The 17740-nt window shown below is 43.4% G+C and carries 30 protein-coding genes; all 30 read right to left on the bottom strand.

Going from position 1 to position 17740, the window contains the following annotated elements; genetic code table 11:
- Positions 1 to 9 precede the first annotated feature (9 nt).
- Positions 10 to 375: a 30S ribosomal protein S13 gene (gene rpsM, locus D5S11_RS17025; protein ID WP_003156545.1), complete on the bottom strand. Its 366-nt coding sequence runs from the start codon at positions 373 to 375 to the stop codon at positions 10 to 12.
- A gap of 22 nt (positions 376 to 397) precedes the next feature.
- Positions 398 to 511: a 50S ribosomal protein L36 gene (gene rpmJ / locus D5S11_RS17020; RefSeq protein WP_003156543.1), complete on the bottom strand. Its 114-nt coding sequence runs from the start codon at positions 509 to 511 to the stop codon at positions 398 to 400.
- 33 nt (positions 512 to 544) lie between these two features.
- Positions 545 to 763 (bottom strand): translation initiation factor IF-1, encoded by a 219-nt coding sequence (gene infA, locus D5S11_RS17015; RefSeq protein WP_003156508.1) that lies wholly within the window; start codon positions 761 to 763, stop codon positions 545 to 547.
- A 324-nt stretch (positions 764 to 1087) separates the two neighbouring features.
- A complete protein-coding gene (map, locus tag D5S11_RS17005; protein ID WP_007410408.1) occupies positions 1088 to 1834 on the bottom strand; it encodes a type I methionyl aminopeptidase in 747 nt (248 codons plus the stop codon).
- Complete coding sequence (locus D5S11_RS17000) at positions 1831 to 2484, bottom strand: adenylate kinase (protein WP_007410407.1); 654 nt, start codon at positions 2482 to 2484, stop codon at positions 1831 to 1833. The genes map and D5S11_RS17000 overlap by 4 nt, the downstream gene beginning before the upstream one ends.
- Positions 2485 to 2535: 51 nt before the next feature.
- Positions 2536 to 3831 (bottom strand): preprotein translocase subunit SecY, encoded by a 1296-nt coding sequence (secY, locus tag D5S11_RS16995; RefSeq protein WP_007615246.1) that lies wholly within the window; start codon positions 3829 to 3831, stop codon positions 2536 to 2538.
- A gap of 1 nt (position 3832) precedes the next feature.
- Positions 3833 to 4273 carry a 50S ribosomal protein L15 gene (rplO, locus tag D5S11_RS16990; RefSeq protein WP_003156499.1) on the bottom strand — a complete coding sequence of 147 codons (441 nt, stop codon included), beginning with the start codon at positions 4271 to 4273 and terminating at the stop codon, positions 3833 to 3835.
- Positions 4274 to 4303: 30 nt separating this feature from the next.
- Positions 4304 to 4483 (bottom strand): 50S ribosomal protein L30, encoded by a 180-nt coding sequence (gene rpmD, locus D5S11_RS16985; protein ID WP_003156497.1) that lies wholly within the window; start codon positions 4481 to 4483, stop codon positions 4304 to 4306.
- A 13-nt stretch (positions 4484 to 4496) separates the two neighbouring features.
- Positions 4497 to 4997, bottom strand: coding sequence for a 30S ribosomal protein S5 (gene rpsE / locus D5S11_RS16980; RefSeq protein ID WP_003328273.1), 501 nt, complete (start codon positions 4995 to 4997; stop codon positions 4497 to 4499).
- A gap of 24 nt (positions 4998 to 5021) precedes the next feature.
- On the bottom strand, positions 5022 to 5384 hold the full coding sequence (gene rplR / locus D5S11_RS16975; RefSeq protein ID WP_003156492.1) for a 50S ribosomal protein L18: 363 nt from the start codon (positions 5382 to 5384) through the stop codon (positions 5022 to 5024).
- A 34-nt stretch (positions 5385 to 5418) separates the two neighbouring features.
- The gene (rplF, locus tag D5S11_RS16970) at positions 5419 to 5958 is read right to left on the bottom strand and encodes a 50S ribosomal protein L6 (protein ID WP_003156490.1); all 540 of its coding nucleotides are present in this window, start codon (positions 5956 to 5958) and stop codon (positions 5419 to 5421) included.
- Between the two features lie 30 nt (positions 5959 to 5988).
- Positions 5989 to 6387, bottom strand: coding sequence for a 30S ribosomal protein S8 (gene rpsH / locus D5S11_RS16965; protein ID WP_003156489.1), 399 nt, complete (start codon positions 6385 to 6387; stop codon positions 5989 to 5991).
- Positions 6388 to 6418: 31 nt separating this feature from the next.
- Entirely contained in the window at positions 6419 to 6604 is a 186-nt protein-coding gene (rpsN, locus tag D5S11_RS16960; protein WP_003156488.1) for a 30S ribosomal protein S14, read from the bottom strand.
- A gap of 22 nt (positions 6605 to 6626) precedes the next feature.
- On the bottom strand, positions 6627 to 7166 hold the full coding sequence (gene rplE / locus D5S11_RS16955; protein ID WP_003156487.1) for a 50S ribosomal protein L5: 540 nt from the start codon (positions 7164 to 7166) through the stop codon (positions 6627 to 6629).
- 26 nt (positions 7167 to 7192) lie between these two features.
- Entirely contained in the window at positions 7193 to 7504 is a 312-nt protein-coding gene (rplX, locus tag D5S11_RS16950) for a 50S ribosomal protein L24 (protein WP_003156486.1), read from the bottom strand.
- A gap of 36 nt (positions 7505 to 7540) precedes the next feature.
- On the bottom strand, positions 7541 to 7909 hold the full coding sequence (gene rplN, locus D5S11_RS16945) for a 50S ribosomal protein L14 (protein ID WP_007410404.1): 369 nt from the start codon (positions 7907 to 7909) through the stop codon (positions 7541 to 7543).
- Positions 7910 to 7949: 40 nt separating this feature from the next.
- Positions 7950 to 8213: a 30S ribosomal protein S17 gene (gene rpsQ, locus D5S11_RS16940; protein ID WP_003156484.1), complete on the bottom strand. Its 264-nt coding sequence runs from the start codon at positions 8211 to 8213 to the stop codon at positions 7950 to 7952.
- Positions 8214 to 8235: 22 nt separating this feature from the next.
- Positions 8236 to 8436, bottom strand: coding sequence for a 50S ribosomal protein L29 (rpmC, locus tag D5S11_RS16935; RefSeq protein WP_003156482.1), 201 nt, complete (start codon positions 8434 to 8436; stop codon positions 8236 to 8238).
- Entirely contained in the window at positions 8426 to 8860 is a 435-nt protein-coding gene (gene rplP / locus D5S11_RS16930) for a 50S ribosomal protein L16 (protein ID WP_003156478.1), read from the bottom strand. Before rplP ends, rpmC begins: the two co-directional genes overlap by 11 nt.
- 1 nt (position 8861) lies before the next feature.
- Entirely contained in the window at positions 8862 to 9518 is a 657-nt protein-coding gene (rpsC, locus tag D5S11_RS16925) for a 30S ribosomal protein S3 (RefSeq protein WP_003156476.1), read from the bottom strand.
- A 3-nt stretch (positions 9519 to 9521) separates the two neighbouring features.
- Positions 9522 to 9863 carry a 50S ribosomal protein L22 gene (rplV, locus tag D5S11_RS16920; protein WP_003156475.1) on the bottom strand — a complete coding sequence of 114 codons (342 nt, stop codon included), beginning with the start codon at positions 9861 to 9863 and terminating at the stop codon, positions 9522 to 9524.
- Between the two features lie 16 nt (positions 9864 to 9879).
- On the bottom strand, positions 9880 to 10158 hold the full coding sequence (gene rpsS, locus D5S11_RS16915; RefSeq protein WP_003156472.1) for a 30S ribosomal protein S19: 279 nt from the start codon (positions 10156 to 10158) through the stop codon (positions 9880 to 9882).
- A 57-nt stretch (positions 10159 to 10215) separates the two neighbouring features.
- Positions 10216 to 11049, bottom strand: a complete 834-nt coding sequence (rplB, locus tag D5S11_RS16910; RefSeq protein ID WP_003156470.1) for a 50S ribosomal protein L2 — start codon at positions 11047 to 11049, stop codon at positions 10216 to 10218.
- Between the two features lie 31 nt (positions 11050 to 11080).
- A complete protein-coding gene (gene rplW, locus D5S11_RS16905; protein ID WP_003156467.1) occupies positions 11081 to 11368 on the bottom strand; it encodes a 50S ribosomal protein L23 in 288 nt (95 codons plus the stop codon).
- Complete coding sequence (gene rplD / locus D5S11_RS16900; protein ID WP_007615239.1) at positions 11368 to 11991, bottom strand: 50S ribosomal protein L4; 624 nt, start codon at positions 11989 to 11991, stop codon at positions 11368 to 11370. The genes rplW and rplD overlap by 1 nt, the downstream gene beginning before the upstream one ends.
- A gap of 27 nt (positions 11992 to 12018) precedes the next feature.
- Positions 12019 to 12648, bottom strand: coding sequence for a 50S ribosomal protein L3 (gene rplC, locus D5S11_RS16895; RefSeq protein WP_007410402.1), 630 nt, complete (start codon positions 12646 to 12648; stop codon positions 12019 to 12021).
- 39 nt (positions 12649 to 12687) lie between these two features.
- The gene (gene rpsJ / locus D5S11_RS16890; RefSeq protein WP_003156464.1) at positions 12688 to 12996 is read right to left on the bottom strand and encodes a 30S ribosomal protein S10; all 309 of its coding nucleotides are present in this window, start codon (positions 12994 to 12996) and stop codon (positions 12688 to 12690) included.
- A gap of 248 nt (positions 12997 to 13244) precedes the next feature.
- Entirely contained in the window at positions 13245 to 14210 is a 966-nt protein-coding gene (locus D5S11_RS16885) for an alpha/beta fold hydrolase (protein WP_108725191.1), read from the bottom strand.
- 103 nt (positions 14211 to 14313) lie between these two features.
- Positions 14314 to 15504 (bottom strand): elongation factor Tu, encoded by a 1191-nt coding sequence (tuf, locus tag D5S11_RS16880; RefSeq protein ID WP_007410400.1) that lies wholly within the window; start codon positions 15502 to 15504, stop codon positions 14314 to 14316.
- Positions 15505 to 15623: 119 nt separating this feature from the next.
- A complete protein-coding gene (gene fusA / locus D5S11_RS16875) occupies positions 15624 to 17702 on the bottom strand; it encodes an elongation factor G (protein WP_007410399.1) in 2079 nt (692 codons plus the stop codon).
- Positions 17703 to 17740 lie beyond the last annotated feature (38 nt).

Raw genomic sequence — 17740 nt, 5'->3', positions numbered from 1 at the left:
CTCCCTTACTTATTTTTTCTTGTTAGCTACAGTACGACGCGGACCTTTACGAGTACGCGCATTGTTTTTAGAGTTTTGTCCGCGAACAGGCAAACCTCTGCGATGACGGATTCCGCGGTAGCTTCCGATTTCGATCAGACGCTTGATGTTAAGAGAAACTTCACGGCGAAGGTCACCTTCTACTTTCAGTTTGTCAATAACATCACGGATTTTACCAAGTTCTTCTTCAGTAAGATCACGCACACGAGTATCTTCAGAAACACCAGCCTCTTTCAAGACTTGCTGAGCCGTTGTGCGGCCAATTCCGAAGACATATGTTAAAGAAATAACAACACGTTTGTCACGTGGGATATCTACACCAGCAATACGAGCCATTCTCTGGGCACCTCCTTATTAATTATCCTTGTTTTTGTTTATGCTTTGGATTTTCACAGATCACCATTACTTTTCCTTTTCTGCGAATAACTTTACATTTCTCGCAGATTGGTTTAACTGATGGTCTCACTTTCATGTGTTTCCAACCTCCTTCAGTTTCCGGAGTGCTTTATTTGTAACGGTACGTAATCCTGCCACGAGTTAAGTCATATGGAGATAATTCTACCGTAACTTTGTCTCCAGGTAAAATGCGAATGAAGTGCATGCGGATTTTACCAGATACGTGAGCCAAAACCGTATGGCCATTTTCGAGTTCAACTTTGAACATCGCGTTTGGCAGTGTTTCGACAATCGTACCTTCCACTTCAATTACATCGTCTTTCGCCATTCAAGTGTTCTCCCTTCTTCAAATCAGTAACTTGCTCTCTGACAAATTTCAAAAGAGAAAATCTCAGTTATCCGTTTGTCACACGCCCTGTTTCGTTTATACTGTTCTGAACTTCCGGAGATACGCAATCATAAAGGGTGAATGATTGATATTCTATTTCTAAGGAGAATGAAATGTACGCTTTTCTCCGTCTGCTTTAGTACACGATGATGAATCTTCATTCCGGTGACAGCAGCTAGCCGGTTTTTCTTCCGACCAATTGTAAACCTACAATCTGCCCAGGTGCGGAATGAAAAACATGTGTCATGGAATTCATTTCATCATCTAGACTTTTGTCAGTATATCAAAACCCGTTTCCGTAATCGCAATCGTATGTTCAAAATGAGCACACTTTTTCCCATCTACCGTTACAACCGTCCAGTTATCAGCCAATGTTTTCACATATCGGCTGCCAGCGTTAACCATCGGTTCTATAGCGAGAACCATACCAGGCTTCAGCCTAGGTCCTTTGTTTGGCGGACCGTAATGAGGAATTTGCGGATCCTCATGCAAGTCTTGACCAACACCATGTCCGACATACTCCCTAACAACTGAAAACTGCTCATTTTCGACATACGTTTGTATTGCGTGGGAAATATTCGACAAACGTTCACCTGGTTTTGCTTCCTTCAAGCCTTTATATAAAGACTCCTCTGTCACTTCCAGCAGTCGTTTATCATCATCACTGATGTTTCCTACCGGATATGTCCAAGCAGAGTCACCATGATAACCATTTAATTTAGCACCGATATCAATGCTGATAATGTCACCGTCACGCAAAACCCTTTTACCGGGAATTCCGTGAACGAGTTCTTCATTAACTGATACACAGATGCTCCCGCGAAACCCATTATACCCCTTAAAAGATGGGATTGCACCCTGCTTCTCAATAAAACGTTCGGCAATTTGATCCAATTCTTTTGTCGAGATTCCTGGTTTAATGTGCTTTTTCATCTCTTCATGAGTCAAAGCCACGATTCGCCCTGCTTCCCGCATGATGCCAAGCTCACGAGGGGTCTTACAGATAATCATTTGCTCAATCCTCCAAGAAGCTCTTTCACATCTTTGTACACGTCGTTAATGTCCTGCTGGCCATTGACGTTGACAAGATACCCTTTCTCAGAATAAAAATCGAGTAAAGGCTGAGTCTGCTTCATGTTGACCTCAAGCCGTTTTGAGACGGTTTCCTCATTATCATCTGCCCGTTGATAAAGGTCTCCTCCGTCTTTATCACAAACACCCGGCGTTTTCGGCGGATTGAAAACCAAATGATAGGTTGTGCCGCAAACACTGCAAATTCTGCGTCCAGTCAAACGTTCCATTAAAGAGTCTTTGTCTACTTTAATGTTAATGACATAATCAATCGGCTTGCCGTATTCCTCAAGAATGTTTTCAAGAGCTTCAGCCTGAGCGACTGTTCGCGGAAATCCGTCCAGAAGAAAACCTCTTTCACAATCATCTTTGCCGAGTCTTTCTTTGACAATGCCGATTGTGACTTCGTCCGGTACGAGCTCGCCTTTATCAATATAAGACTTTGCTTCGAGTCCGAGTGGTGTTTCTTCTTTCATAGCAGCACGGAACATATCTCCCGTTGAGATATGAGGTATCCCATAATCCTCAACAATTCGTTCTCCCTGTGTGCCTTTACCGGCTCCAGGAAGTCCCATTAAGACTAAGTTCATTCGGATTTCCCCCGTCCTCTCTTATTTAGAGGAATGGTTAAAACCAGTCCTCTAATTTTTCATAAATCCTCGGTAATTACGTTTCACTAACTGGCTCTCCAGCTGCTTCATTGTCTCCAAGGCTACCCCGACGACAATTAACAATGATGTTCCGCCAATCTGTGCACTTTGAGGCAATCCAGCGAATTGAATGAAAAAGATAGGAAGAATGGAAATCACGGCTAAGAATATAGAACCCACAAACGTAAGTCGATACAAAATGCTCGTAATTCTATCTTGAGTCATTTTCCCTGGACGAACCCCCGGGATATAGCCACCCTGTTTTTTTAGGTTATCAGCCATTTGTTCAGGGTTTACCTGCACAAAAGCATAGAAGTACGTAAAGGCGATAATTAATGCGACATAAACCGCCATGCCCACCGGATGTGTATTGTCAAAGTTGGCTTGAATCCACTTTGTCACATTGTTTTCTCCGAAAAATGACGCGATAGTACGCGGCGTAATAAGAAACGCAACCGCAAAGATTACCGGAATAACCCCTGCCGGATTCACTTTAAGCGGAAGGTGAGTTGACTGGCCTCCGCCAACAGGTGAACGACCTTGCCCTTTTGCATATTGAATTGCGATTTTGCGTACGGCCTGCTGAATGAAAATAACACCAACAATAACGGCCAAAATCGCAATCACCAGTAAGGCGATTTTCACAATATGAATAAACAGCTGATCGCTGCTGCCGACAAATTGAGTCTCATAAATCTGCCCAACAGTTTTCGGAATACTAGCCACAATCCCCGCGAAGATGATGATCGAAATTCCGTTACCTACTCCATTGGAAGTAATTTGTTCTCCCAGCCACATTAAAAAAGCAGTTCCTCCAGTGAGTACTAAAGCAATAATCAGATATGTCGATATGCCGGATTTTTCAATCAGCATACCGTTTGCCAGGTTGTTAAACCCGTAAGACATACCTAATGCCTGGATAAAACCAAGCACAATCGTAAAATATCTCGTGAACTGAGCTAATTTACGGCGGCCGACTTCACCTTGCTTAGACCACTCGGTAAACTTCGGCACAACATCCATCTGAAGCAGCTGAATGATGATCGAAGCAGTGATGTAAGGCGTGATTCCCATCGCAAAAATGGAGAACTGATAAAGCGCACCGCCGCCAAATGTATTAAGGAGATCAAAAACCCCCATCGAACTTTGTGTCTGCAACGCCTGAGCATTTACATATGGCACAGGGATAAACGCACCTATGCGAAAGACGATAAGCATGAGTAATGTAAAAATGATTTTATTCCGAATATCACTCACACGCATAAAGTTGGAGATTGTCTTAAACAAGTTAGATCACCTCAGCTGTACCGCCAGCAGCTTCAACAGCTTCTTTCGCAGAAGCAGAGAATTTATTGGCTTTTACAGTTAATTTTTTCTCTAATTTACCGTTGCCAAGAATCTTTACTCCTGCATTAAGTTTGCTAATAACACCAGTCTCAAGAAGAAGTTCAGGAGTGACTTCCGTTCCTTCCGCAAAACCGTTCAATTTGTCTACGTTCACAATAGCGTATTCCTTACGGTTGATGTTTGTAAAACCACGCTTAGGAAGACGTTGGAATAAAGGCATTTGTCCCCCCTCGAATCCAGGGCGTACACCTCCGCCAGAACGAGCGTTTTGACCTTTGTGACCTTTACCAGCTGTTTTACCGTTACCAGAACCAATACCACGACCTACGCGATTGCGTACTTTACGTGAACCTTCTGAAGGCTTTAATTCATGAAGTTTCATTAGGACACCTCCTTAGCCTATAATTTATTTTTATTGTTCTTTAACAGAAACTAGATGAGATACTTTATTAATCATACCGCGGATCGCTGCGTTATCTTCATGAACGACAGTTTGGTTTGTTTTCTTTAAACCAAGTGTTCTTACAGTAACGCGCTGATCTTCCGGGCGACCGATTACACTGCGTTTGAGGGTAATTTCTAATTTAGCCATTAATGTTCCCTCCTTATCCTAACAGTTCTTCTACAGATTTTCCACGAAGCTTCGCAACGTCTTCGGCACGTTTAAGCTCACTTAAACCTTGAAGTGTTGCACGGATCATGTTGATCGGTGTGTTAGAACCTAAAGACTTAGAAAGGATATCAGCAACGCCAGCAAGCTCAAGTACCGCACGTACAGGGCCTCCAGCGATAACTCCAGTACCTTCAGAAGCAGGTTTCAACAAGATATTGCCTGCACCGAAACGTCCGATGATTTCGTGTGGAATCGTAGTTCCAACCATTGGTACTTCAATCAAATTCTTTTTCGCATCTTCAACAGCTTTGCGGATTGCTTCAGGTACTTCTTGTGCTTTACCAGTACCGAAACCTACATGACCGTTTTTGTCACCGACAACGACTAGAGCTGCGAAACGGAAACGACGACCACCTTTAACAACTTTCGCTACGCGGTTAACCGTAACTAAGCGTTCTTCTAACTCTAATTTGCTTGGGTCAATACGACGCATAATCATGTGTCCCTCCTTTTTTTATTAAAATTTCAGTCCGGCTTCACGAGCTGCATCGGCCAGAGCTTTTACACGTCCATGGTATAAGTATCCGCCGCGGTCAAATACTACGTCAGAAACACCTTTCTCAGAAGCGCGTTTCGCAACGAGTTCACCGACTTTAGCAGCAGCAGCGCTGTCACCAGTGCTTTCCACGTTCAAATCTTTATCGAGAGTAGAAGCACTAGCAAGTGTAACGCCATTTACATCATCGATGATTTGAGCATAAATGTGTTTGTTTGAACGGAACACATTCAGACGAGGTCTTTCAGCTGTGCCTGAAAGTTTAGCACGAACACGGGCATGTCTTTTTTGACGAGCAGCATTTTTGCTAGTTTTCGTAATCATCCTTAGGTCACTCCTTTCTTCACTTTAAGCGGTCTTACTTAGCAGATTTACCTTCTTTACGGCGAACAACTTCACCTTCGTAGCGGATTCCTTTACCTTTGTAAGGCTCTGGAGAACGTACAGCGCGAATGTTAGCAGCGATAGCTCCTACACGCTCTTTGTCTGTACCTTTTACAACTACTTTAGTTTGAGAAGGAACTTCGATTTCGATGCCCTCTTCAGGAACGATCTCAACAGGATGAGAGTATCCAACGTTTAAAACAAGTTTGTTTCCGGATTTAGCCGCACGATAACCGACACCGACTAATTCCAAACCTCTTTCAAATCCTTTAGATACGCCTTCAACCATGTTTCCAAGCAGACTGCGAGTCGTACCATGCAGCGCACGGTGCTCTTTGTGATCAGAAGGACGAGTAACTGTAAGCACGTTGTCCTCAATTTTGATTTCCATATCAGGATGGAAAGTACGAGTTAATTCTCCTTTTGGTCCTTTTACAGCTACAGTGTTGCCTTCGTTCAGCGTTACTGTAACTCCAGAAGGGATCTCAAGCAGTTTTTTACCTACACGAGACATACTAAAACACCTCCATTCTTGTTAAACTTCTTACCAAACGTATGCTAGAACTTCTCCACCAGCTTGTTTTGCACGGGCTTCTTTGTCCGTTAAAACACCTTGTGATGTAGAAATAATCGCGATTCCAAGACCGTTAAGTACGCGAGGTACTTCATTTGATTTAGCGTATACACGCAAACCTGGTTTGCTGATTCTTTTAAGACCAGTGATAACGCGCTCGTTGTTTTGTCCGTATTTCAAGAAAACGCGGATGATACCTTGTTTGCTGTCTTCTACGAACTCAACGTCACGAATGAAACCTTCACGCTTTAAAATGTCAGCAATTTCTCTTTTCAATTTAGAAGCAGGAATTTCAAGCTTCTCATGACGTACCATGTTTGCATTGCGAATACGAGTCAGCATATCTGCAATTGGATCTGTCATAACCATTATATAATTACCTCCTTCCCATTCTTGGGGATTACCAGCTGGCTTTTTTCACGCCAGGAATTTGTCCTTTATATGCAAGCTCACGGAAACAAATACGGCAAAGTTTAAATTTACGAATGACTGAGTGCGGACGTCCGCAGCGTTCACAGCGAGTGTACTCTTGCACTTTAAACTTTGGTGTACGTTGTTGTTTCGCAATCATTGACTTTTTAGCCACGATTTCGCCTCCCTTTCATTGATTATTTCTGGAACGGCATACCTACTTGAGTTAATAGCTCACGAGCCTCTTCGTCAGAGTTAGCAGTCGTTACGATAACGATGTCCATTCCGCGAACCTTTGTTACTTTATCGTAGTCAATTTCAGGGAAGATTAACTGTTCTTTGATACCAAGAGTGTAGTTTCCGCGACCGTCGAAAGATTTCTTAGAAATCCCGCGGAAGTCACGTACACGCGGTAAAGATACAGAAATAAGTTTATCAAGGAAATCATACATGCGCTCTCCGCGAAGAGTTACTTTCGCACCGATAGGCATTCCCTCACGAAGACGGAATCCAGCAATTGATTTCTTCGCACGAGTAACGACAGGTTTTTGACCTGCGATAAACGTTAATTCTTCAACAGCACTGTCGATTGCTTTTGCGTTTTGAACAGCATCACCGACACCCATGTTGATTACGATTTTTTCGATTTTTGGCACCTGCATAACAGAGTCGTAGTTGAACTTCGTCATTAAAGCAGGTGAAATTTCTTTATTGTACTTTTCTTTAAGGCGGTTCATGAGATAGACCTCCCTTCCTTTAAATACTATTTATCTAAGACTTGCCCAGATTTTTTTGCAACACGAACTTTTTTGCCATCTTCCACTTTGTATCCTACGCGAGTCACTTCACCTGTTTTAGGATCGAGCGGCATAACGTTTGATACATGAATTGGCGCCTCTTGATTAGAAATACCGCCTTGAGGGTTTGCTTGAGTTGGTTTAGAGTGCTTCTTCACCATGTTTACGCCCTCAACTAGAACGCGGTCCTTTTTAGGGAAAGCAGCAAGGATCGTACCTTGTTTGCCTTTATCTTTACCAGAGATAACCATTACTTTATCGCCTTTTTTCACATGCATCCTGATCGCACCTCCTTGAGTAAGGCATTTATTTCATTAGATAACTTCTGGAGCCAGAGAAACAATTTTCATGAAGTTGTTTTCACGTAATTCACGGGCAACCGGTCCGAAGATACGAGTTCCACGCGGGCTCTTGTCGTCACGGATGATAACACATGCATTCTCATCGAAGCTGATGTATGATCCGTCAGTTCTGCGTGCTCCGCTTTTTGTGCGAACGATAACAGCTCTTACGACTTCACCTTTTTTGACAACGCCTCCTGGTGTTGCTTGTTTAACCGTGCAAACAATTACATCACCAATGTTAGCCGTTTTACGTCCAGAACCGCCAAGAACTTTAATAGTAAGTACCTCACGCGCACCGGAGTTGTCAGCAACTTTTAAACGAGTCTCTTGTTGAATCATTATTTGTTACCTCCCTTCGGAAAAAGAATTCCGAACTTTATTAGATAATAACAGCTTCTTCGACAACTTCTACTAGACGAAAACGCTTAGTTGCAGATAATGGACGAGTTTCCATGATCTTTACGATGTCTCCGATTTTAGCTTGGTTATTTTCATCATGTGCTTTGAATTTCTTTGAGTATTTTACGCGTTTACCGTAAATAGGATCCTTTTTGTATGTTTCAACAACAACAGTGATGGTTTTATCCATTTTGTCAGAAACAACACGGCCTTGGTAAACTTTGCGTTGGTTACGTTCGCTCATGCTCACGACCTCCCCTCAGTGATTATTTGTTGGCAGCAATTTCTCTTTCACGAATCACAGTTTTCATGCGCGCGATAGCTTTGCGCACTTCACGAATGCGAGCAGTATTTTCAAGTTGTCCTGTCGCTAATTGAAAGCGAAGATTGAAAAGTTCTTCTTTAAGAGACTTTACTTTTTGTTCAATTTCAGCAGTGGTAAGGTCACGAATTTCATTAGCTTTCATTTGATTCACCACCAATTTCTTCACGTTTTACGAACTTCGTTTTAATTGGCAATTTGTGAGATGCAAGACGAAGAGCTTCACGAGCTACCTCTTCAGACACACCAGAAATTTCAAATAAAACTTTGCCCGGTTTTACAACAGCTACCCAGCCTTCAGGAGCCCCTTTACCGGAACCCATCCGTACCTCAAGCGGTTTAGCAGTGTAAGGTTTTGAAGGGAAAATTTTAATCCAAACTTTACCGCCACGTTTCATGTAACGAGTCATCGCAATACGTGCAGCTTCGATTTGGCGGTTTGTGATCCAAGAAGCTTCAAGAGCCTGGATACCGTACTCACCAAAATGTACTTCAGTACCGCCTTTAGCGCGACCGCGCATTTTTCCGCGATGCTCTCTGCGATATTTAACGCGTTTTGGTAATAACATATTATTTTCCTCCTTCCTCAGTTTTCTTCTTAGTAGGAAGAACCTCTCCACGATAGATCCAGACTTTTACACCAAGCTTACCGTAAGTTGTGTCAGCTTCAGATGTTGCATAGTCGATGTCAGCACGTAAAGTGTGCAATGGAACAGTTCCTTCACTGTAGTATTCAGAACGAGCAATGTCAGCTCCGCCAAGACGGCCGGAAACCATTGTTTTCACACCTTGTGCTCCAGCACGCATAGTGCGTTGGATTTGTTGTTTCTGCGCACGGCGGAAAGAAATACGGTTTTCTAGTTGACGAGCGATGTTGTCAGCTACAAGCTGAGCATCAAGATCTGCTCTTTTGATTTCAAGAATGTTAATGTGTACACGCTTGCCAGTAAGGCTGTTAAGGGCTTTACGAAGTGCTTCAACTTCAGATCCGCCTTTACCGATTACCATACCAGGCTTAGCAGTGTGGATCGTAATGTTAACGCGGTTTGCTGCGCGCTCGATTTCTACTTTAGAAACAGAAGCGTCAGAAAGGCGTTTGCTAATGAATTCACGAATTTTTAAATCTTCGTGCAGGAAGTCAGCGTAATCTTTACCAGCGTACCACTTAGATTCCCAATCACGAATGACTCCGATACGAAGACCGACTGGATTTACCTTTTGACCCACTACTTATCCCTCCTTCTTTTCTGATACAACGATTGTAATGTGGCTCGTACGTTTGTTGATTTGGCTCGCACGTCCCATAGCACGCGGGCGGAATCTTTTTAACGTTGGGCCTTCGTCAACAAATGCCTGAGAAATAACCAGATTGTTAGCGTCCATCTCGTAGTTGTGCTCAGCATTTGCGATAGCAGATTTTAAAACTTTTTCGATGATCGGAGAAGCAGCTCTCGGAGTTAAGTTCAGGATAGATACTGCTTCGCCTACTTGCTTACCTCGAATCAGGTCCATTACTAGACGTGCTTTACGAGGAGCAATACGGACTGTTCTTGCAACAGCTTTAGCTTGCATTTAAAAGCCTCCTCTCTTAGCGTCTTGTTTTTTTATCGTCACTGGCGTGGCCTTTGTAAGTACGAGTCGGTGCGAATTCGCCCAACTTGTGGCCTACCATGTCTTCAGAAATGAATACAGGCACGTGTTTACGTCCGTCATATACTGCGATAGTGTGACCGATAAATTGTGGGAAAATAGTTGAACGGCGAGACCAAGTTTTTACAACTTGTTTCTTGTCCGTTTCATTTAATTTCTCGATTTTTGTCATCAAGTGTCCATCGACAAATGGTCCTTTTTTCAAGCTGCGAGCCATTTTGGAACCTCCCTTCGTGATTGCACTACGGTCCGAAATGAACCGTAGACAACCCCGTTATTTATTTTTACGACGACGTACGATAAATTTATCAGATTTGTTCTTTTTCTTACGTGTCTTGAATCCAAGAGTCGGTTTGCCCCAAGGAGACATTGGTGATTTGCGTCCGATTGGCGCGCGACCTTCACCACCACCGTGCGGGTGATCGTTAGGGTTCATTACAGAACCGCGGACTGTAGGGCGGATGCCTTTCCAGCGAGAGCGTCCTGCTTTACCAACGTTGATAAGTTCGTGCTGCTCGTTACCTACTTGACCGATAGAAGCGCGGCAAGCAGAAAGGATCATGCGAACTTCACCAGAGTTAAGACGTACAAGAACGTATTTGCCTTCTTTACCAAGAACCTGAGCAGATGTACCAGCTGAACGTACAAGCTGTCCGCCTTTACCAGGTTTTAATTCAATGTTATGCACAACTGTACCAACAGGGATGTTGATAAGCGGAAGTGCGTTACCTACTTTGATGTCAGCTTCAGGGCCGGACATGATTTCAGTACCTACTTGAATTCCTTTTGGTGCAAGAATGTAACGTTTTTCTCCGTCTACATAGTTGATTAGTGCAATGTTAGCTGAACGGTTTGGATCGTACTCAACTGTAGCAACGCGTCCAGGTATACCATCTTTATCGCGTTTGAAGTCGATAACACGGTATTGGCGTTTGTGTCCGCCACCTTGGTGACGTACAGTCAATTTACCTTGGTTGTTACGTCCGCCTTTTTTGTGAAGGGGCGCAAGCAAGGATTTTTCCGGCTGGTCAGTCGTGATTTCAGCAAAATCTGAAGTTGTCATGCCACGACGTCCGTTAGAGGTCGGTTTATACTTTTTAATCGCCATTTTGAATTTCCCTCCTTCTTTTTACAGATAATTAAGCTTCAAAAATTTCGATTTCTTTGCTGTCTGCAGTAAGTTTTACGATCGCTTTTCTGCGACGGCTAGTCATACCAGTGTAGCGGCCGACACGTTTTGATTTCCCTTTGTAGTTCATGATGTTGACTTTGTCAACTTTCACTCCAAAGATACTTTCAACTGCATCTTTCACTTCTGTTTTATTAGCTCTTACATCAACTTCAAAAGTATATTTCTTTTCAGTCATTAAATCAGCAGAACGTTCAGTAATGACGGGGCGCTTAAGAACATCACGAGGATCTTTCATTATGCAAGCACCTCCTCTACTTTTTCAACCGCAGCTTTTGTAATCAGAAGCTTCTCGTGGTTGACAACGTCTAACACGTTGATTCCGTTAGCTTGAACAACTGTAACTCCAGGGATGTTGCGTGCAGAAAGAGATACTGCTTCGTTTGCATCCGCAGTTACGATTAAAGCTTTTTTCTCAACAGATAATCCTTTAAGGATAGCTGCCATTTCTTTTGTTTTAACCGTATCAAGAGTAAGATCTTCAAGAACAATAATGTTGTTGTCGTTCACTTTAGAAGACAATACTGATTTGATTGCCAAGCGGCGAACTTTTTTAGGTAATTTGTAAGAATAGCTGCGTGGTGTTGGGCCGAATACGACACCACCTCCGCGCCATTGCGGTGAACGGATTGAACCTTGACGGGCACGACCTGTACCTTTTTGACGCCATGGTTTGCGACCTCCGCCGCGTACTTCAGAACGATTTTTTACTTTGTGAGATCCTTGACGTAAGGAAGCTCTTTGCATAAGAATAGCGTCGAATACTACGCTCTCATTTGGCTCAATTCCAAATACAGACGCGTTTAATTCGATATCACCAGCAGTAGAACCGTTTTGGTTGTATAATGCTACTTTTGGCATGATCAATTTCCTCCTTTCCTAAGAGACTTATTTAGATTTAACAGCACTTTTAACAGTGATTAAAGTTTTTCTCGCACCAGGTACGTTACCTTTAATCAAAAGAAGATTGCGCTCAGCATCTACTTTTACGATTTCAAGGTTTTGGACAGTGATTTGATCTCCGCCCATGCGTCCAGGTAATAGTTTACCTTTGAATACACGGTTAGGATCTACAGGTCCCATTGAACCAGGACGACGGTGGTAGCGTGAACCGTGAGACATAGGTCCGCGAGATTGTCCGTGGCGCTTGATTGCACCTTGGAAACCTTTACCTTTAGATACTCCTGTTACATCTACGATTTCTCCTGCAGAGAAAATTTCAACCTTGACTTCCTGACCAATTTCATACGCATCCATATCCACGCCGCGTAATTCTTTAACGAAGCGCTTAGGAGCAGTTTCCGCTTTTGCAACGTGTCCTTTTTCCGGTTTGTTTGAAAGCTTTTCACGCTTATCGTCAAAACCAAGCTGGATCGCTTCATAGCCATCATTTTCAGCTGTTTTCTTTTGAAGAACAACGTTTGGAGCTGCTTCAATAACAGTTACCGGGATAAGATCACCGTTCTCTGCGAATACTTGCGTCATACCAATTTTTCTTCCTAAGATTCCTTTGGTCATTCGTCACACCTCCTATTAAGATCATTCTATATTTTAGAATTAAAGTTTGATTTCGATATCGACACCAGATGGTAAGTCTAATCGCATGAGAGCATCAACAGTTTGTGGTGTTGGGTTCACAATGTCGATTAAACGTTTATGTGTACGCATTTCAAATTGCTCACGAGAATCTTTGTATTTGTGCACCGCACGAAGGATTGTGTAAACTGATTTTTCAGTTGGCAACGGAATCGGACCAGATACGCTGGCACCAGAACGTTTTGCCGTTTCAACAATCTTCTCTGCAGATTGATCAAGGATTCTATGATCATATGCTTTTAAACGAATACGAATTTTTTGTTTTGCCATTATTTTCCCTCCTTTTCGCCTACATCACGTTAGACAGTTCTCCGTGAGAAAAACCTGATCACCTTGCCATGGCAAAGCGGCCGGGTGTGTCAGCAACCTCTCACTTCATCGCAGTCAAAGACCAACATACACTATTATACAGAAAATAGACGCATGTTGCAAGGTTTATTTAAAGAACCTTGTGGTTTTCACACTTTGATTATTATACAGGTGATACCATGATTAATCAAGGATATGCCTGTTTTCTTTCAGAGATGGAACGATGCGAACCGGCTGACAACTTCGGCAAAGCGATCCGGTTCCTCCAAGTGAGGCGAATGGGCTGAGTTCTCAAACCAATGCCATTCTTTATACGGCGCATCAACCTTCTGATAATATTCATAAGACGTCGTCCCCGGGACCGTCAAATCGTATCTCCCTGACATAAAACAGCACGGTATTATAATAGAAGAAACTGATTCTCCGGCATCAAAGAAAATGAGATCCTCCCACAGGTGTTTCAGGCTGAACATTTGCCCCCGCGCGGCTAAGAAGCTCCCCCTCACACCGTACGGTTCACCAAACAGCATTCGCCCCCCTGCTTTAAGAGCGCCGATCGGATGATGGGTAAAGCCCCCTCCCCTCATCTCGATACAAAGCAGAAATAACGATCGCTGCAGCTGTTTCTCCCATGGAGGCGCTCCGATAAAGCGCAGCGTCTTTTCCAGCAGGAAATGTTTGCGTTGCCTGCTCCATTCCATCATCAGCCGGTAAGCTTCCGTTTCTTCCTTTTGAATATTAACCACCTGACTGATACCGATATACGCATAATACAAATCAGGTCTCTCTTGAAGAACATGAAGCGCCAGAACTGAACCCCACGAATAACCGGCGATATATATTTTTTGCCTGCTGAATTGCTTGCATAAGCGTTCGGTCAAATGAATGGTATCGGCTGTCAGCTGATCCAAGGTCATAGATGAACCCGGAATTTCCTTTGAATAAGAGAGACCCGCCCCCCTCTGATCCCAGTTCACAACGGTGAAATGCTTTTCCAGCTTATTCTGGTATTTTCTCGCATAGCCGATTTGAGGAGTGCCGGGACCGCCGTGCAAAAACAAAAGCAGCGGATTACTCCTGTCATCACCATTAATCATAATGGTTTGTTCACTGCCATTAATCAGCAATTGCTGAAGCATTGAAATACGATTGGTTTTCTTGAAGTTATCGTTCATCGGTCTGCTCCTAAAATTTGTATACGTTCTATTATACATGGAATCAGCGGGGAAACAAAAAAACGAGGCCCCATAAGGGACCCCGCATTAATGAACGAGTCGATTACTCAGTGATTGTAGAAACAACGCCTGAACCAACTGTACGTCCGCCTTCACGAATAGAGAAACGAGTTCCTTCTTCGATAGCGATTGTAGAGATAAGTTCAACGATCATTTCAGTGTTATCTCCAGGCATAACCATTTCTACGCCTTCTGGAAGATTGATGATACCAGTTACGTCAGTTGTACGGAAGTAGAACTGAGGACGGTAGTTAGAGAAGAATGGAGTATGACGTCCACCCTCTTCTTTAGAAAGAACGTAAACTTCAGCTTTGAATTTGCTATGTGGAGTGATTGTACCTGGTTTAGCAAGTACTTGTCCACGTTGGATGTCTTCACGAGCTACACCGCGAAGAAGCGCACCGATGTTGTCTCCAGCTTCAGCATAGTCAAGAAGCTTACGGAACATTTCAACACCTGTAACAGTTGTTTTGCTGTTTTCTTCTTGAAGACCGATGATTTCAACTTCGTCACCGACTTTAACTTGTCCGCGTTCTACACGGCCAGTAGCAACTGTACCACGACCAGTGATTGAGAATACGTCCTCAACTGGCATCATGAATGGTTTGTCAGTGTCGCGTTCTGGAGTTGGGATGTACTCGTCAACTGCAGCCATAAGTTCAAGAATTTTTTCTTCGTACTCAGCGTCACCTTCAAGAGCTTTAAGAGCAGAACCTTTAACAACTGGTACATCATCACCAGGGAAGTCGTATTCGCTAAGAAGATCGCGAACTTCCATTTCAACAAGCTCAAGAAGCTCTTCGTCGTCTACCATGTCGCATTTGTTAAGGAATACTACGATGTATGGTACACCAACGTTTTTAGAAAGAAGGATGTGCTCACGAGTTTGTGGCATTGGGCCATCAGCAGCAGATACTACAAGGATAGCTCCGTCCATTTGCGCAGCACCAGTGATCATGTTTTTAACATAGTCAGCGTGTCCTGGGCAGTCAACGTGTGCATAGTGACGAGTGTCAGTTTCGTACTCAACGTGTGCAGTAGAGATTGTGATACCGCGCTCACGTTCTTCTGGAGCACCATCAATTTGATCGTACGCCATAGCTGTACCTTTACCAGATTTCTTATGAAGTACTGTTGAGATAGCAGCAGTTAATGTTGTTTTACCATGGTCAACGTGTCCAATTGTACCGATATTGGCATGTGATTTGGAACGGTCGAATTTTTCTTTAGCCATTCTAAAATCCTCCTTAAGAGCTTTTAATTAGTAATGTATAGAGTGATAGAAAGTGAAAGCAAGCTTTCACTTCCTCATCTTACAATAGTAGTTATACTTGAGTTAAGTGGCAAAATCAATTATTCGCCTTTATTTTTTTTGATAATTTCTTCAGCGATGCTCTTCGGCACTTCTTCGTAGTGATCCATGAACATTGTGAACGTACCGCGTCCTTGCGTGTTAGAACGAAGGGCAGTAGCGTAACCGAACATTTCAGCAAGAGGTACCATCGCACGCACAACTTGAGCGTTACCGCGAGCTTCCATACCTTCTACGCGTCCGCGACGAGAAGTAACATCACCCATGATGTCTCCCATGTATTCTTCAGGAATAACAACTTCAACTTTCATGATTGGTTCAAGAAGAACTGGGTTACATTTGCTGACTGCATTTTTCAATGCCATAGAAGCAGCGACTTTAAACGCCATTTCGTTTGAGTCAACATCATGGTAAGATCCATCAAAAAGTTTCGCCTTGATGTCGATTAGCGGGAATCCGGCTAGGACACCATTTTCAAGAGAGTCTTCAAGACCTGCTTGTACGGCTGGGATGTATTCACGAGGAACAACACCACCGACGATTGCGTTTTCGAATTCAAAGCCAGCGCCTTCTTCGTTCGGTTCAAATTCGATCCAAACATGACCGAACTGACCGCGTCCGCCTGATTGACGTACGAATTTACCTTCAACTTTTGCACCGGTACGGAATGTCTCACGGTACGCAACTTGAGGAGCACCAACGTTAGCTTCAACTTTGAACTCACGCTTCATACGATCAACAATGATATCAAGGTGAAGCTCACCCATACCAGAGATGATTGTTTGACCTGTTTCAGGGTTTGTTTGTGTACGGAATGTAGGATCTTCTTCAGCAAGTTTCGCTAAAGCGATACCCATTTTATCTTGGTCAGCTTTTGATTTAGGCTCAATCGCTACGTCGATAACAGGCTCTGGGAATTCCATTGATTCAAGGATTACAAGATCCTTCTCATCACATAGAGTATCTCCAGTAGAAGTATCTTTTAGACCTACAGCAGCTGCGATGTCTCCAGCGTAAACAGTAGAGATCTCTTCACGGCTGTTAGCGTGCATTTGAAGGATACGTCCTACGCGCTCACGCTTGCCTTTTGTAGAGTTCTTTACATATGAACCGGAATCAAGTGTACCGGAATATACGCGGAAGAATGTCAGCTTACCGACATAAGGGTCAGTCATAACTTTAAATGCAAGTGCAGAGAATGGCTCTTCATCAGAAGAATGACGAACGATCTCTTCATCTGTGTCAGGACGTACACCTTTGATTGCAGCAACATCAGTTGGCGCAGGAAGGTAGTCAAGAACAGCATCAAGTACAAGCTGAACACCTTTGTTTTTGAAAGCAGATCCAACAAGTACAGGGTAGAATTCAACATTCAGTGTACCTTTACGGATAGCAGCTTTCAGTTCAGGGATAGTGATTTCTTCACCTTCAAGGTACTTTTCCATAAGCTCTTCATCAAGCTCAGCTACAGCTTCAATCAGGCTGCTGCGAAGCTCTTCAGCTTGCTCTTTGTACTCTTCAGGGATTTCTTTCGCATCTGAACGAGTTCCAAGGTCATCTTCATAGAAATACGCAACGTTTTCTACTAAGTCGATGATACCTTCGAAGTTGTCTTCAGCGCCGATCGGCAATTGAATTGCGTGAGCGTTAGCTTGAAGACGGTCTCTTAAAGTGCCTACAGAGTAAAGGAAGTCTGCGCCGATTTTGTCCATTTTGTTGACAAATACAACGCGCGGCACTCCGTAAGTTGTTGCTTGGCGCCATACTGTTTCTGTCTGAGGCTCAACACCTGATTGAGCATCAAGTACGGCAACCGCACCATCAAGTACACGGAGTGAACGTTCAACTTCAACTGTGAAGTCTACGTGTCCCGGTGTATCGATGATGTTTACACGGTAACCTTTCCACTGTGCAGTCGTTGCTGCAGAAGTGATTGTGATACCGCGTTCTTGTTCCTGCTCCATCCAGTCCATTTGCGAAGCACCTTCGTGAGTTTCGCCAATTTTGTGGATACGGCCTGTGTAGAACAAGATCCGTTCTGTAGTAGTCGTTTTACCGGCATCGATGTGAGCCATGATCCCGATATTACGAGTTTTTTCTAAGGAGAACTCTCTTGCCATTGGGTAATTTCTCCTTCCTTATTAGGGAATTATTATTT

This window comes from Bacillus sp. L75, from assembly GCF_003676355.1.
GTDB lineage: Bacteria > Bacillota > Bacilli > Bacillales > Bacillaceae > Bacillus > Bacillus velezensis.
This window is presented reverse-complemented; position numbering and strand designations above follow the sequence as displayed.

Excerpts from the sequence above, each read along its gene's own strand:
- rplX (WP_003156486.1), bottom strand. The coding sequence starts at position 7,504 with ATGCATGTGAAAAAAGGCGATAAAGTAATGGTTATCTCTGGTAAAGAT.
- fusA (WP_007410399.1), bottom strand. The coding sequence starts at position 17,702 with ATGGCAAGAGAGTTCTCCTTAGAAAAAACTCGTAATATCGGGATCATG.
- D5S11_RS16885 (WP_108725191.1), bottom strand. The coding sequence starts at position 14,210 with ATGAACGATAACTTCAAGAAAACCAATCGTATTTCAATGCTTCAGCAA.
- rpsQ (WP_003156484.1), bottom strand. The coding sequence starts at position 8,213 with ATGAGCGAACGTAACCAACGCAAAGTTTACCAAGGCCGTGTTGTTTCT.
- rpmD (WP_003156497.1), bottom strand. The coding sequence starts at position 4,483 with ATGGCTAAATTAGAAATTACCCTCAAACGCAGTGTAATCGGTCGCCCG.
- rplN (WP_007410404.1), bottom strand. The coding sequence starts at position 7,909 with ATGATTCAACAAGAGACTCGTTTAAAAGTTGCTGACAACTCCGGTGCG.
- rpsJ (WP_003156464.1), bottom strand. The coding sequence starts at position 12,996 with ATGGCAAAACAAAAAATTCGTATTCGTTTAAAAGCATATGATCATAGA.
- rplF (WP_003156490.1), bottom strand. The coding sequence starts at position 5,958 with ATGTCTCGTGTAGGTAAAAAACTGCTTGAGATCCCTTCTGGAGTTACA.
- D5S11_RS17000 (WP_007410407.1), bottom strand. The coding sequence starts at position 2,484 with ATGAACTTAGTCTTAATGGGACTTCCTGGAGCCGGTAAAGGCACACAG.
- map (WP_007410408.1), bottom strand. The coding sequence starts at position 1,834 with ATGATTATCTGTAAGACCCCTCGTGAGCTTGGCATCATGCGGGAAGCA.
- rplW (WP_003156467.1), bottom strand. The coding sequence starts at position 11,368 with ATGAAAGATCCTCGTGATGTTCTTAAGCGCCCCGTCATTACTGAACGT.
- rplV (WP_003156475.1), bottom strand. The coding sequence starts at position 9,863 with ATGCAAGCTAAAGCTGTTGCAAGAACAGTCCGTATTGCTCCTCGTAAA.
- rplR (WP_003156492.1), bottom strand. The coding sequence starts at position 5,384 with ATGATTACGAAAACTAGCAAAAATGCTGCTCGTCAAAAAAGACATGCC.
- infA (WP_003156508.1), bottom strand. The coding sequence starts at position 763 with ATGGCGAAAGACGATGTAATTGAAGTGGAAGGTACGATTGTCGAAACA.
- rplE (WP_003156487.1), bottom strand. The coding sequence starts at position 7,166 with ATGAACCGCCTTAAAGAAAAGTACAATAAAGAAATTTCACCTGCTTTA.
- rpsE (WP_003328273.1), bottom strand. The coding sequence starts at position 4,997 with ATGCGTCGTATTGACCCAAGCAAATTAGAGTTAGAAGAACGCTTAGTT.
- rpsH (WP_003156489.1), bottom strand. The coding sequence starts at position 6,387 with ATGGTTATGACAGATCCAATTGCAGATATGCTGACTCGTATTCGCAAT.
- rplD (WP_007615239.1), bottom strand. The coding sequence starts at position 11,991 with ATGCCAAAAGTAGCATTATACAACCAAAACGGTTCTACTGCTGGTGAT.
- rplB (WP_003156470.1), bottom strand. The coding sequence starts at position 11,049 with ATGGCGATTAAAAAGTATAAACCGACCTCTAACGGACGTCGTGGCATG.
- rpmJ (WP_003156543.1), bottom strand. The coding sequence starts at position 511 with ATGAAAGTGAGACCATCAGTTAAACCAATCTGCGAGAAATGTAAAGTT.
- rplP (WP_003156478.1), bottom strand. The coding sequence starts at position 8,860 with ATGTTATTACCAAAACGCGTTAAATATCGCAGAGAGCATCGCGGAAAA.
- rplO (WP_003156499.1), bottom strand. The coding sequence starts at position 4,273 with ATGAAACTTCATGAATTAAAGCCTTCAGAAGGTTCACGTAAAGTACGC.
- rpsS (WP_003156472.1), bottom strand. The coding sequence starts at position 10,158 with ATGGCTCGCAGCTTGAAAAAAGGACCATTTGTCGATGGACACTTGATG.
- tuf (WP_007410400.1), bottom strand. The coding sequence starts at position 15,504 with ATGGCTAAAGAAAAATTCGACCGTTCCAAATCACATGCCAATATCGGT.
- rplC (WP_007410402.1), bottom strand. The coding sequence starts at position 12,648 with ATGACCAAAGGAATCTTAGGAAGAAAAATTGGTATGACGCAAGTATTC.
- rpmC (WP_003156482.1), bottom strand. The coding sequence starts at position 8,436 with ATGAAAGCTAATGAAATTCGTGACCTTACCACTGCTGAAATTGAACAA.
- rpsM (WP_003156545.1), bottom strand. The coding sequence starts at position 375 with ATGGCTCGTATTGCTGGTGTAGATATCCCACGTGACAAACGTGTTGTT.